The organism is Thalassolituus pacificus, assembly GCF_025318105.1.
GTDB classification, from domain to species: domain Bacteria; phylum Pseudomonadota; class Gammaproteobacteria; order Pseudomonadales; family Oceanobacteraceae; genus Venatoribacter; species Venatoribacter pacificus.
This window is the reverse complement of record NZ_JAOANI010000019.1, coordinates 172184-185484: the sequence shown is the minus strand read 5'-3', so window position 1 is coordinate 185484 and position 13301 is coordinate 172184. Positions and strand designations below refer to the sequence as shown.

Below are 13301 nucleotides of genomic sequence, written 5' to 3'. Positions count from 1 at the left end.
CTGTTATTCGCTGAACTGAATCTGGTGCAGCTGAGCGTACATGCCCTGCTGTGCAATCAGGTCGGCATGGGAGCCGTCTTCACGCACTTCGCCCTGATCGATCACCACAATACGGTCAGCGCTCTCAATGGTGCTCAGACGGTGGGCGATCACAAAGGTAGTACGGCCTTTCATCACCTCTTCCATAGCCGCCTGGATATGGCGTTCAGACTCGGTATCCAGCGCAGAAGTGGCCTCATCCAGAATCAGCACCGGGGCGTTTTTCAGAATCGCACGGGCAATGGCGATACGCTGGCGCTGGCCACCGGACAGCAGTACGCCGTCTTCACCGACTTCGGTGTTGTAGCCTTCCGGCAGACGGGAAATAAATTCATCGGCATGGGCGGCCTTGGCGGCGGCGATGATTTCATCATCGGTTTTATCCGCCAGCGAACCGTAGGCAATGTTGTCGCGGATACTGGCGTTAAACAGCGTGACCTGCTGACTGACGATGGCAATCTGATCGCGCAGGCTGTCGAGAGTCAGATCGCGGATATCATCACCATCTAGCAGAATACGCCCGGAGCCTACTTCGTAAAAACGCGGAATCAGATTCACTAATGTGGTTTTACCGCTGCCGGATTTGCCGACAAACGCAACGGAAGTACCCGCTGTGACATTGAGGTTGATGCCTTTCAGGGCATCATTTTCGGCGCCGTGATAGCGGAAGCGCACATCCTCAAAACGTACATTGCCATCGGCGCGGTCCAGGGTTTTAGTGCCCTGATCAATTTCGGCATCAGCATCCAGCACCGAGAAAATAGATTCGGCTGCGGTCATGCCCTTCTGAATCACGGCATTAATATCCGTCAGCGCGCGCAGCGGCTTGGCGATTAACGACGCGGCGGTCATAAACTGCAGAAATTCGGCGCTGCTCATACTGCCACTGGCGACACGCTGAAACATCAGGTACACCATCAGGCCAAGACCGACGGCGACAATCTGCTGCGTCAGTGGCACGTTAATGGCTTCGGTCAGGCCGAATTTGAGCGACTGTTTACGGTTATAATCGCTGGCTTTGCGAAAGCGCTGCTGCTCGTATTCGGTGCCGCCAAAGGTGCGCACTTCACGGTAACCGTTAATGCTCTCGTTGGTTACCTGGGTCACATCGCCCATCGCCTTTTGAATACGCTGACTGTAACGACGGAAAAATCGACTGGCAAAGCCGACCACCAAGACAATCACCGGCACCAGGCCGAGGAAAATCAGCGTCAGGCTGTAATCCAGCCAGATCAGGTAAGCCATCAGCAGAATAACGGTAACGCCTTCCTGCACCGTGGTGGTTAAGGCACGGGTGGAAGCACCGGTGACCTGATCCACATCGAAAATTACCCTTGAGATCAAACGACCACTGGATTCGCCATCGTAATAATGGCTCGGCAGACGGGTCATTTTATTGAACAGCTCGGTGCGCAGGCTGTGTACCACGTTGCGCCCCACCACCGCGATAAAGAACTTACCGAGAAAGGTACCGATGCCGCGATAAAAGAAGGTGCCCATCAGCAGACACACCAATAAGAGGATCTTATCCGGTTGCGGGTCAGACAAGGTCTGCTCAACCAACCCCATCAGGTGAGCCATCACCGGTGCAGCCGAGGCAAAAATAATGTAGCCGACAATGGCCACAGAAAAGGCCAGTTTGTGTGGCCAGACATACGAAAGCAGGCGTCCGTACAGACGCCTGGTGGAGGTTTCGTTGCTCATGGGGTTTATTCAGACTTCCCAGGTTGACGGGTGGTAATGCTCAGGTTGACCAGTCCCAGCTGGCCGGCGGCATCCATCGCCCGCACCACCGCTTCATGCGGTGTTTTGGCATCGGCGGTAATAACCACCGGCGCGGCCTGACGACCATCCAGCGCTTTGTGCAGGCCGCGTTTCAGCGTATCCAGCTGATGATTGATCAGTGTCTGGTCATTAATACTGTATTCACCGCTGGCCGAAATCAGAATTTCAATCGCCTGCGGCTGCGCTTCTGACGCTTCCGCGGTTGCTTCCGGCAGATCAATACTAAGGTGATTTTCTTTGGTGAAGGTGGTCGACACCATAAAGAAAATCAGCAGCAGAAATACGATATCGATCAGTGGCGTCAGATTGACGTCCACTGCTTCACGATTCTGTCGTTTGAAGTTCACTTAGGCCGCCTCTGAGGAATCCGCCACTTCACGATCACCATGCAGAACATCAACCAGTTTGATGGCTTCCTGTTCCATAAAGACCACAATTTCATCCACGCGACGCTGCAGCATGCGGTGCGATACCAGTGCAGGAATACCGATAATCAGGCCCGCTGCGGTGGTAATCAGGGCTTCAGAAATACCACCGGCCAGCAGATTCGCCTGTCCGGTCCCCTGGGTCATAATCTCAGAGAACACCTGAATCATACCGAACACCGTACCCAGCAGGCCCATCAACGGTGCGACGGCTGCGATAGTACCGAGGGCGTTCAGATTGCGCTCCATTTCATGAATTTCATGGGACGCCACTTCTTCGATGCTTTCTTTCATAATCTGGCGACCATGACGGGAATTGATCAAGCCAGCGGCCAAAACGCGTCCGAGCGGACTGGAGGCGCGTAATTCTTTAATACGGGCACTGTCGAGCTGATTATTCTTCATCCAGCCCCATACCCGTGCCAGCAAATCGCGTGGTGCAATCTGCCCTGCACGTAAGGTCCAGAACCGTTCAACGGTAATTCCCAACGCCAAAATAGAAGAAATGATGATAGGTACCATCATCCAACCACCGCTCTGGATGATTTCCAGCATTGTCAGCTACTCCTGCCAGTTATTTTGGCCCGTACTCTAGCACAAGCCCGGGCGGCAGCATAAGACCTGCAACGCCGCTGAAAGTGCCGGACCGTGCGCAGAATCATGAATAAAATCAAGGGCATCTCTGATAATTCAACGCTTAATCAAAAGGGGAATGATCAGAGGCACTCTCAAGGCTGTCGCCAGGGCGGCTGCCAACCGGAACGCGCCGTCGTCAGCTGCCCATCCGAGGCCATCAACAGCGCGCCATCGCGGGCCGTCAGATACCAGGGAATATTCAATGTATTCAGGCGGCTGATCACATCGGCATGAGGATGACCAAAGCGGTTATTAAAGCCCGCAGAAATCCACACCTGCGCAGGCTGCACGGCCTCCAGGAAAACAGATGACGAACTGCTGCGACTGCCATGATGAGCCAATACCAGCACATCGGATCGCAGATCAGCGCCGAAATGCGCAACCAGTTGTTGCTCCAGATCGCGCTCAATATCACCGGTCAGCAGAAAACGCCGGTCAAACCAATCAAGTTGCACGACACAGGACTGGTTATTATCGGAATCGGCCACCTGCGTCAGCCGCGGCGCGGGCAATGCCAGAATGCGATAACGCAGCGCCGCATCCATCTCCTGCCAGCCTGCTTCCGCCAGTGTTCGGCAGACAACCGGTTCTCTCCATGACGTAGCAGACCCCCGCAAAGACAAAACCGATGCCAGCATTTGCCCCAGCAATAACTGCCGCACCGGCAACTCACCGCGCAGAACCGAATCCAGACCACCGGCATGATCGATATCGGAATGACTGACCAACAGCGTATCAATCTGCGTCACGCCAGCCTGCTTCAGCAGCGGCAGCAGCAATGCGGAACCGGCATCAAAATGCGCCGAAAAACGGGCACCGGTGTCGTACACAAGAACATGATGGTTGGAAATAAACACCAGACTTTGACCCTGCCCGACATCCAGCATGATCGCCTGCTCCCGATACGTCGGCGCAGAAGACTGAGACCAAAATAACGCCAACACCAATAACAACATGGCGCCCCAGCTCAGCGCGGCACTGACCCCCAAGCGCCACAACAGCAATAACGCAGGCCAGAACAAAAGCACAGGCCACGGCTGCCAGAACTGCATTGGCCAGCGCTGCTGTTGCAGTACCCGGAGCAATTGCCAGAAATACTCTCCGGCAGTTGCCAGTAAGCCATCCAACATGCCGACCAGCGCCGCATGCTGCGCGGCACTGAAAACATCCGCACTCACAAAAACGGCACCCAGCCACGCCAGGCTCACATCCAGCAATGCCAGCGGTAAAATCAGCAAACTGAGTAACGGAATCGCCAGCAGATTCGTCCATACCTGCATCAGGCTGACCGGCAAGCCCCAAAACCACAGCAGCGGCAGCATGGTGACAAACACCACCCACTGCGGCAGCACCAACGCCTGCAACCGTCCATTAGTGCGGCCATTAAAAAAGGCCAGCAACGACAACACGGCAATAAAAGAAAAGCCAAAGCCTGCGCGGGTCCAGATTAATGGATTCAGCAACAGCACCAACAGCAGCGCCAGGCTAAGCGCACTCAGCCAGTTCAGCCGCCAGCCACTGAAAAACAGCCACAGCAGCACCATAATCATGATCCAGGCGCGCTGCAGCGCAATACCGGTTCCGGCCAGCCAGACATAACCGCCGCTGACAGCTCCGACCAGTAACAAACGGACCAGTGCCGGATGCCGTAAACCGCGCCCGCTGAGCAAAATCCACAAACGGATAACCGCCAACGCCAGCAACCAACCCAGTGCCGCCACCATGCCAACGTGCAGACCACTGACCACCAACAGATGTAAGGTGCCGGTATGCTGAGCCAGCCGCCATTGTTCCGCACTGAATGCCTGCTGCTCACCAAACACCAGGCCAGCCAGCCAAGGCCAGGCCGCTTCTGAATGCTGCTGTCGTTGCCCGCCAAGCCACTGCTCACGCAAAGATGGCCGTCCTTCGTCCAGCAGCCGCGCGCTGCGAATGTATCCGCCGCCATCAATAGCGGAAGACAACAGGAACGCTTCGTAATCAAAAGGTAAGCGATTAGCGAACGCCCGTGGACTGCGTAACACGACATCGGCATTCAACAGCATGCCACTGCGCGGCTCAAAGGCAGGTCGGTACCAGCCAAGCTGCAACCTGCGTAATTCAGGAAATGGATTGGCAGCGACCGCCTCAGGATCGGCCATGGCGGATGCCTGCTCAGCCGGTAGCACCTGCACAATAAGACGCACCCCCTGCTCACGCTTAGCCACATCCAGCACCCGCAAATGAAGCGTGGCTTTAGTGCGATCCATATCCAGCGGCAAACGATGACCCAGATTCGCCTGCAGCCAGAAACTGCCATACAACAGCGCCGCCAGCATGCCGGCCAACAGCGCAGCCAACTTACTCAGCCGATACAGCCATGGTCCGCGCCTGCGCGGGAGTTGGAGTCGCAACATGGGAAAGTACATGAACGCCAGAGCGAACAAAGTCAGCGCCAGAACAGGCAGAACCAGCACAAAGACCTGTACCGGGGTCAGCAACGTACCGACAGCAATGCCGAAGGCACACAGGAGAACGATCTGGTGCATTGCCACTCCATGGCATTATCGGCATAATCGGCGCGCATAAATCAGCTGGCGATGTTCATGCCTAAAAAGTTTTTACAAAAGTTTTTTCCATCGCCGGAACAGGTACAGAGTAATCCATCTCTGCGCTTCCTTTCCCCGCTGTTCAGCAAACCCAATCTCTGGCACGTTAACCGCCATTCGGTTGCCCGTGCCTTTTTTATTGGTTTATTCACGGCTTTCCTGCCCATGCCGTTTCAGATGGGAATTGCCGCGTTCTTTGCTTTTTACGCCAATGCCAATGTACCGATTTCTGTTGGTCTCGTTTGGGTCAGCAACCCCATTACCATTCCCCCGCTGTTCTACGGCACCTACTTGTTCGGCACCTGGCTGCTGGGGACTCCCAGTACCAACTTCAGCATCGAACTGTCATTGGACTGGGTGCTCAACGAGCTGGTTTCTATTTGGCAACCGCTGCTGGTCGGGTCATTGACCGTTGGCCTGTTTTTTGGGGTGTGCGGCTATTTTTCCATTCATCTGGCGTGGCGTATGCACATCATTAATAACTGGAAAAAGCGCCGCATTAATCGCCTGAAGCGTGCCGCAGAAAACGAAGAAAGTAACTGACAGCCGGCGCTAATTAATACTGCCGGCCGATGAGAAAGAGTGCCCCAGCCTTATCCCTGCCAGGGTGACAGCGTCAGATCCCGCAACTGCAGACAACGATCCATTCTTCCGGCCAACTCACTGTCGTGGGTCACCATAATAAACGCCGTTTCTACCTGCTCGGTTAACGCCAGCATCGCCGCTTCTACCTGCCGCGCCGTTTGCTGGTCCAGGTTACCGGTGGGCTCGTCCAACAACACCAGACGCGGGCGATTGACCAGGGCCCGTGCAATCGCTGTGCGCTGACGCTCGCCACCGGACAGCTCCGCTGGCTTATGGTCAACACGGTGCTCAAGCCCCAGCTGCGCCAGACACTCACGCGCACGGGCGGCGGCGGCTTTACGCGCCACACCGGCCAGTAATTGCGGCATCATCACATTCTCCAGCGCCGAAAACTCCGGCAACAAATGATGAAACTGATAAACGAAACCAATCTCCTGATTACGTAAGCGGGTACGCTGCTTATCACTCAACTTGCTCAGCAGTTGTCCGCCAATCATGACCGAACCGGCATCCACCGTATCCAGACCACCCAGCGCATTCAGCAAGGTGGTTTTACCGGAACCCGAGGCACCGACAATGGCCACCGATTCACCAGCTTTAACGTTTAAATCCACATCCTGCCAAACCGTGACGGCCTGCGGACCAGAGGTATAGGTTTTACGCAGGCCGCTGGCTTCCAGTACCCAGGAAGAATTACTCATAACGCAAAGCCTCCGCTGGCTGCACGCGTGACGCGCGATACGATGGGTACAGGGTTGCAAAAAAGCTCAGCAACAGTGAGGCGCTGGTTACAATCACCACATCACTCCATAACAACTGTGAAGGCAGATAAGAAATAAAATACACATCGGCGCTTAAAATCTGGAAACCAAAGGTCTGCTCAACCCAGGCCACAATATCGGAGATACTCAACGCACCCAGAATGCCCAGTATCGTACCCAGCACAACCCCCACCAGACCGATAGACAGCCCCTGCACCATGAAAATGCCCATTACGGTCGATGGTCGTGCGCCCATGGTACGCAAAATCGCGATGTCGGCCTGCTTATCAGTGACGACCATCACCAATGTTGAAATAATGTTGAATGCGGCCACTGCCACGATGATCAGCAACAGCAATCCAATCATGGTTTTTTCGAGTTTAATGGCCTGAAATAAATTGCCATGGGTACGGGTCCAGTCACTGCCGGTGTAATAGCCATCCAGCGTATTAACCATGCGCCAGATACCGGCCGGGGCATCAAACAGGTTGCTGAATTTCACCCTCAAAGCCTGCGCCTGGGCATTGATACGACCCAGCTTACGCGCATCCTCCAGGTTCACCACCGCCAGATTGGCATCCAGCTCGGCACCCACCGAAAAAATACCCACTACGGTTAAACGTTTAACCCGTGGTAAAACACCTGCGGGTGATAGTGTCGCTTCCGGCAACATCAGGGTGATTTTGTCACCCACCACCACATTCAGATGCTGAGCCAACAGACTGCCCAGCAACACACCGAAGCTGCCGGGCTGCAAATCTTCCAGACGACCATCAATGACATGCTGCGGCAGAATTGACACGCGTGCCTCAGCTTCAGGTTCAATTCCCGTAACCATAACGCCCTGCACGCGGCCGCCATAGCCCAGCATGCCCTGCAAGCGGGTTAAGGGTGCAGCAGCCACCACACCGGGCTGCTGCTCAACCTGTTCGGCCAGCGCCTGCCAGTCATCGATGCCGCCACGTTCGTACAACACACCGTGAGGCACCATGCCAAGAATGCGCTCGCGCAGTTCGTGATCAAATCCATTCATCACCGATAACACCAGAATCAGCACGGCTACGCCGAGCGTCATACCGACCATGGAGGATGCGGAAATAAAAGAAATAAAATGGTTTCGCCGTTTGGCCGCCAGATAACGCAGACCAATCCATAAAGGCAGGGATGATTCTGAAATGTTCATTGTGACCTTAATAAAACGCAGAGAACGAATGGACAACAATCCGGACGCAATAGTGCCCGACAACGCAGTATTTAGCGACACCTGCGAAGGCGTAACAAATGAAAAAGCGCAGATTGGAAAGCAACCTTCCACGATTAAAGGGCAATGCTTAAGTTATGCCCGCACCGCGACCACATAAAACCGTGCAACTTATATAGAAGACGGACACTAAGCAAACTTGTCGTAAAGTGCCTTGTCCTTTTACCGCCCTACTCTAGGATAAAGAAAAACCCACCGGACACGCCGCTATGAAACGCTCTTTTCTTTCTGTTTTTATGCCGCTGGCATTACCCTTTCTGCTGCCTGCAGGCCTACTGAGCAGTCTTAACGCCCAGGCTGAAATTACAGAAATTCCTGCCGAAGAAATGACCGAAGCCTATATTCGCGATACCACGGTTATTGTGCGTCGCCAACCAGCCGGGCAATCTGCAGAGAATAACCCGGGCGATGCTTCACTGCGTGTCTCGCCGCTGGATCAACCCTACAACGAAAGCGCATCGTTAAAAGGCGGCGCAGAAATACCCACTCAGATCACCGATCAATATCTGTCCGAGCAACGAGACAACGCCCTGCTCAACCAGGACATTTACGAATTCCACACACCGACTCTGGACCCGCAGCAGGCACAACGAGAAGACTACCTGCGCGACGTGCTCGGAATCGAACCAGGCACTCCGATTGATTACAGTAACCTGCAATTTCCGACAAACATTACACCCGACGTCACACCACCTGCCGGATTGGGGTATACCATTGCTCCGGGACAATTCGCAATCAGCATCCCCAACAGCGACAATATCAATGCTCAAACCCACCAGACGCCAGGCGGTGAGTACCGGGTGGATGTCACCCCGTCAGAGATCATTTTCACCATCAACCTGCCTCAGCAATAAGTCGGACATCGCGGGCCATTTCATCTGATACCTTTTTTGAAACGGCCCGCAAAAATACAAAATACTGTTTAAAATCAGCAGCTTAGAAAAATCTCAACGTTCCGTAAAGAAAACATACAACTATGGCCATTTGTCTATAAATGGGGTAGAGTCATCGGACTATAAGAATAAAAGAGCCAATTGTGTTATGCAGTTCTCTACCTTCTCCGCCGCCGATCTACGCAACACTCCCCGCATCCAGCTGCTGGAAACACCTCGCGGGCAATATAAAGTTGAATTTCAGGCGTACAGCCTGCCTGAGAATCTGCATAAATCCCCGGTTGTCTTTCTTGGTGGTGCTTTTCAGAGCTTTACCTCCTTCAAAAACGAAGTTGAATTAGTGCTCAGCACACATCCGGTTATTCTGGCCGACTTCCCATCTCAGGGCAGCAATGACCAACTGGCACCGGAACTCAGCCTGAACGACTACGCCGATCTGATCGAATTATTCTGTCGCGAACAGCAGCTGGATAAAGTGCAGATGCTGGGGATCAGTTACGGCTCAGCAATGGCGACGCTGTTCGCTGCGGCCTATCCGCAACGCATAGAACGCTTATTGTTATCCGGCATTACCTGCTTCCGCCGTGAAAGCCTGATCACCCTACTGGAAGATTCTCTGGAATTGCTGGCGGCCGGTGAGATGAATGCTTTTGCCGCCACAGCAGTCTGCAACCTGATCAACCATAACCGCCTGCAGGCAACGGAAGTCAGCCCGACCTACCGTCGCCTGTTGTTCCGTCAGATTGCCCGGTTGAACGACAACGAACGTCAGCGCTATGCGCAGAATACCCAGCGCCTGCTGGACTTCCCGGGATTCGAGCGCTTTCCTGAATGCCCGACCATGATTGCCACCGGTGAATTCGATAACTTCACCCTGCCATCAGAAAATGCAGCGGTCGCCCGCCAATGCACTGATGCAACCTTTGCGATCATCAAAAATGCCGACCACCTTGCGCAGTTTGAACGCAGAGAAGCCTCCAGCACACTGTTTCACCGCTTCATGTGTGGCGAGTCACTCGAAGGCATTGAAGGCACCGAAATTTACAATCCGGAAGCGTATGATTTTGCCGACCAGCGCCTGCAAAGCCGCCAGCGCCCTCTTGAACAGCCCTATCGCTTGATTGATGACGTCAGTGGCAAAGAACACACCGTGCGCATTAACAACCTCAACTTTGCCGGTTGCGAACTTGAGCAGACTCATGTTGATCTGAGTTTGTCTGAATCCAGCCGAAGCCTGTATCTGGAGATCCCGGAAACCGGCGCACGTTATCATGTACGTATAATGGAACGTGACCGCAAAGTTTTACGCTGCCTGCTGATTCAGCGTGATTTAAAAGAAGCCGAGAAATTACTGGCCTATCTTGAAGGTCATCTGCTGATGATCCGTGATCAGAACGAAAACGACGTCAGAGAACAACTGGCTTAAAAACCAGAGCTCTGATAAATAAAAAAGCCCGGCAGCAACCTAATAGCTCCGGGCTTTTTTTATTTTATGCGCCTGCTGTTATGAAATCCGTTTAAACGGCGGCAAAGAATCGAGCAATAACTTGCCATAACGATGCGACAGCAAACGCTTATCCAGAATACTGATGCGTCCACGGTCTTCTTCAGTACGGATTAACCGTCCACATGCCTGCACCAGGCGAATAGAAGCAGCGGGCAGGGTTAATTCCATAAAAGGATTGCGCCCACGGCTTTCCATCCACTCGCTGATCGCCGCCTGAATCGGATCATCCGGCACCGCAAAGGGAATTTTCACAATAACCACGTGGGTGACGTATTCACCCGGTAAGTCGATCCCTTCGGCAAAGCTCGCCAGACCAAAAATAATGCTGCCTTCGCCTTTATCAATGCGCTCTTTATGACGACGGACAATTTCCGCTTTAGGTAAAAATCCCTGACATAACAGCTGGTCGTACCAGTCATGCAGAAAAGTGTCTCGGGTAGCTTCCAGCTGCGCCCGTGAGCTGAATAACACCAGCGTACCCCGGCTTAAATCAATATTGTTTTTCAGCCAGTCTTCAATGTCGGCCTGAAACTGATCACTTTTAGGATCAGAGGCCAGCGACACCGGCTGCAATTCGCCCAGCTGCTGATAATCAAATGGACTCATCACCCGCTGATAATTCGCCCAGTCAGGCAACCCACTTTCCCAGCTTAATTTATTGAAGCTGTTCAGCGCTGTTAATGTCGCCGATGTGACGACAGCACCGTAGCAACGCCACCAAAGGTTTTTTCGTAACTGATCAGCTACCGCAATAGGCGATGCACTCAGACGAATATCCCAGCCATCACCGAACGGCGTTTTTGATAACCATCGGGCAACCGGCAACGCACCTTCTGCTTCTTCAGCACACAACCAGGACAGTGCTTCAGACAATTGCTCGGCGCGTGAAAACATAATCCCCATCGGGGCTTGCCATGACTCGGCGACATCGCGGGTAAAATCGCCGTCTTCTTTCGGATCGAGGGATTTCTGCAGCATGTCATTGAGTTTATCCAGACACAGCAGCAGTGGCTGCAGCGGCCCTTTAATATTAATCAGCAACTGGCGAAGGTTTTCCGGCATTTTTCCCGATTCAAAACGCAGCCGTTCCTGCTCCCCGATCATGTCCATCAATAATGGCCAGACCAGACTGATGCTTTGCAAAATATCGCGGATATTTTGTGGTGCTTCAGTTAACGAATGCATAATACTGTGCGGAATTCCGCTGGCAGCAACAAACTGTTCAATGCCTTTTTCCAGTTGCTGTAACCATTGCCGCTGAGCGCGCACGCCCACTTCTAAACGGAAGTGATTGAGTGCTTTATCCGCCAGATGATGCCCTTCATCGAAGACATAAATGGTTTTTTCCGGCGCTGGCAGCACTGCACCACCACCCAATGACAGATCGGCCAGTACCAAATCGTGGTTAGCGACAATAACATCGGCCTCTTCCATGGCGTTGCGGGCTTTATAAAAAGCACAGTTCTGAAAATGCGGACAACGGCGGTTAGAGCATTCACGATGAGTCGCGGTTAAGTGCGACCACTGTTTATCTTCAATTGCATCGGTCAGACGGTCACGATCACCATCCCATTTTCCGGAACCATAAGACTGTAACAGAGACTCATAAAGCTCCCTGTCCTGCTCTTCCGGCGTCTGTTCAAATAAATCGACCGTCGACAGCAACCCGGACAAATGCTGCAATGATTTATCCAGTTTTAGTAAACACAAATAACGCCCACGCCCTTTCGCCAGGGCAAAATTAAACGGCAGCGAAATGGTCTTTTTTAAATTGGGTAAATCTTTATCAAGAATCTGCTCCTGCAACGCCACGGTTGCCGTTGAAATAAGCAGTTTTTTCTCTTTTTCAATCGCCATGGGTAATGCCGCAAGCAGATAGGCCAGCGTTTTACCCGTACCGGTACCGGCTTCAACAACGGCAATTCCGCTGTCGTTATCGCGCTGGCCTTTGTCATCCTCATGGATTGAACCAAGGCTTTTGGCAATTTCTGCGATCATGACCCGCTGGCCATAACGCGGCCGTAAATCCAGAGCTTTAATACACTCACGATACAACGCCTGAATACGTTCTTTGCTTTCACTGCTCAGCATGATGTTCTTCTCGCATCAGGGGATAGCCTGCCAGCCTTTGCTGCGGCCAATATGAAGTGGCCAGCCGTCCACATCCAGTAAAATACCCGTGGGGGTTATTTCTGACAGCACCACACCGGGAGCGACCAGATCACCTTCATTCCATTCACGATTATTCATACTGACGGTACGCTTTTCAGCGACCGGGCTGTAGATATGGCTGGTAATCATTAATGGTGGAATACGGCGCAATGCATCCAGCGGCGGTAATGAGCGGGCATTATCCACGCGGCGTGCAGCGGCGGCAGGTGCTTTGGCGGCCGCTTCCGGCGAGGTTTTGTTTTCTGCTGCGGCGACGGCAGGTGCATCAACCGGTTTTATCTGCACAGTCGGTTCCGTGACCGTAACCGGTGGGGGCACAAACTCTGCGACATGCTCTTTGAGTGGTCTCTCGGTGGGTGCCGTTTGCTTCGCCTGATCACGCCTGGTGGACGGTTTATCAGTGGCTGAAACTACGGTCTGTGCCACCGCCGCTTCAGGCTCCGTACCCTGCAGAGGCAAAAGCCTAAACAGTAAAACCGCTAACAAAACCAACACCGCCAGTAATAACGCAATAACGGTTATGGCAGACGCCGATTCGGTCTGGTCGACCAGCGTAACGGGGGCATCAGGCGCAACACTTGCTGAGGAATTTGATTGCTGAGCACGCTGCAATTCTGATTTTTTTAAGGCATCGAGGATATAAGACATC

11 protein-coding genes are annotated in these 13301 nt (G+C 53.3%); 3 read left to right on the top strand and 8 right to left on the bottom strand.

All coding sequences use genetic code 11. The features are described from left to right. Positions 1 to 3: 3 nt before the first annotated feature. From msbA to NYR02_RS11395, 4 genes are all read right to left on the bottom strand, one after another. Positions 4 to 1743, bottom strand: a complete 1740-nt coding sequence (gene msbA / locus NYR02_RS11410) for a lipid A export permease/ATP-binding protein MsbA (protein ID WP_260976488.1) — start codon at positions 1741 to 1743, stop codon at positions 4 to 6. A gap of 5 nt (positions 1744 to 1748) precedes the next feature. After that, the gene (locus NYR02_RS11405; RefSeq protein ID WP_260976487.1) at positions 1749 to 2171 is read right to left on the bottom strand and encodes an ExbD/TolR family protein; all 423 of its coding nucleotides are present in this window, start codon (positions 2169 to 2171) and stop codon (positions 1749 to 1751) included. Next, positions 2172 to 2804, bottom strand: a complete 633-nt coding sequence (locus tag NYR02_RS11400; RefSeq protein WP_260976486.1) for a MotA/TolQ/ExbB proton channel family protein — start codon at positions 2802 to 2804, stop codon at positions 2172 to 2174. A gap of 173 nt (positions 2805 to 2977) precedes the next feature. Beyond that, positions 2978 to 5413, bottom strand: a complete 2436-nt coding sequence (locus NYR02_RS11395; RefSeq protein ID WP_260976485.1) for a DNA internalization-related competence protein ComEC/Rec2 — start codon at positions 5411 to 5413, stop codon at positions 2978 to 2980. 57 nt (positions 5414 to 5470) lie between these two features. Here NYR02_RS11395 and NYR02_RS11390 point away from each other — a divergent pair, with 57 nt between their 5' ends. Then, positions 5471 to 6016 (top strand): DUF2062 domain-containing protein, encoded by a 546-nt coding sequence (locus NYR02_RS11390; RefSeq protein WP_260976484.1) that lies wholly within the window; start codon positions 5471 to 5473, stop codon positions 6014 to 6016. 50 nt (positions 6017 to 6066) lie between these two features. On the opposite strand, the gene NYR02_RS11385 is transcribed toward NYR02_RS11390, so the two are convergent. Both NYR02_RS11385 and NYR02_RS11380 read right to left on the bottom strand, forming a co-directional pair. Further along, positions 6067 to 6759, bottom strand: a complete 693-nt coding sequence (locus NYR02_RS11385) for an ABC transporter ATP-binding protein (protein ID WP_260976483.1) — start codon at positions 6757 to 6759, stop codon at positions 6067 to 6069. Then, entirely contained in the window at positions 6752 to 8002 is a 1251-nt protein-coding gene (locus NYR02_RS11380; RefSeq protein WP_260976482.1) for a lipoprotein-releasing ABC transporter permease subunit, read from the bottom strand. The genes NYR02_RS11385 and NYR02_RS11380 overlap by 8 nt, the downstream gene beginning before the upstream one ends. A 287-nt stretch (positions 8003 to 8289) precedes the next feature. On the opposite strand from NYR02_RS11380, the gene NYR02_RS11375 reads away from it, so the two are divergent. Together NYR02_RS11375 and NYR02_RS11370 are read left to right on the top strand one after the other, a co-directional pair. Beyond that, the gene (locus tag NYR02_RS11375; RefSeq protein WP_260976481.1) at positions 8290 to 8934 is read left to right on the top strand and encodes a hypothetical protein; all 645 of its coding nucleotides are present in this window, start codon (positions 8290 to 8292) and stop codon (positions 8932 to 8934) included. Between the two features lie 187 nt (positions 8935 to 9121). Beyond that, positions 9122 to 10399, top strand: a complete 1278-nt coding sequence (locus tag NYR02_RS11370; RefSeq protein WP_260976480.1) for an alpha/beta fold hydrolase — start codon at positions 9122 to 9124, stop codon at positions 10397 to 10399. 78 nt (positions 10400 to 10477) lie between these two features. Here NYR02_RS11370 and dinG read toward each other — a convergent pair whose 3' ends face one another. Both dinG and NYR02_RS11360 read right to left on the bottom strand, forming a co-directional pair. Continuing rightward, the gene (dinG, locus tag NYR02_RS11365) at positions 10478 to 12571 is read right to left on the bottom strand and encodes an ATP-dependent DNA helicase DinG (protein WP_260976479.1); all 2094 of its coding nucleotides are present in this window, start codon (positions 12569 to 12571) and stop codon (positions 10478 to 10480) included. Positions 12572 to 12586: 15 nt separating this feature from the next. Further along, positions 12587 to 13300: a general secretion pathway protein GspB gene (locus tag NYR02_RS11360; RefSeq protein WP_260976478.1), complete on the bottom strand. Its 714-nt coding sequence runs from the start codon at positions 13298 to 13300 to the stop codon at positions 12587 to 12589. Position 13301 lies beyond the last annotated feature (1 nt).

Excerpts from the sequence above, each read along its gene's own strand:
- msbA (WP_260976488.1), bottom strand. The coding sequence starts at position 1,743 with ATGAGCAACGAAACCTCCACCAGGCGTCTGTACGGACGCCTGCTTTCG.
- NYR02_RS11400 (WP_260976486.1), bottom strand. The coding sequence starts at position 2,804 with ATGCTGGAAATCATCCAGAGCGGTGGTTGGATGATGGTACCTATCATC.
- NYR02_RS11395 (WP_260976485.1), bottom strand. The coding sequence starts at position 5,413 with ATGCACCAGATCGTTCTCCTGTGTGCCTTCGGCATTGCTGTCGGTACG.
- NYR02_RS11390 (WP_260976484.1), top strand. The coding sequence starts at position 5,471 with ATGCCTAAAAAGTTTTTACAAAAGTTTTTTCCATCGCCGGAACAGGTA.
- NYR02_RS11385 (WP_260976483.1), bottom strand. The coding sequence starts at position 6,759 with ATGAGTAATTCTTCCTGGGTACTGGAAGCCAGCGGCCTGCGTAAAACC.
- NYR02_RS11380 (WP_260976482.1), bottom strand. The coding sequence starts at position 8,002 with ATGAACATTTCAGAATCATCCCTGCCTTTATGGATTGGTCTGCGTTAT.
- NYR02_RS11375 (WP_260976481.1), top strand. The coding sequence starts at position 8,290 with ATGAAACGCTCTTTTCTTTCTGTTTTTATGCCGCTGGCATTACCCTTT.
- NYR02_RS11370 (WP_260976480.1), top strand. The coding sequence starts at position 9,122 with ATGCAGTTCTCTACCTTCTCCGCCGCCGATCTACGCAACACTCCCCGC.
- dinG (WP_260976479.1), bottom strand. The coding sequence starts at position 12,571 with ATGCTGAGCAGTGAAAGCAAAGAACGTATTCAGGCGTTGTATCGTGAG.
- NYR02_RS11360 (WP_260976478.1), bottom strand. The coding sequence starts at position 13,300 with ATGTCTTATATCCTCGATGCCTTAAAAAAATCAGAATTGCAGCGTGCT.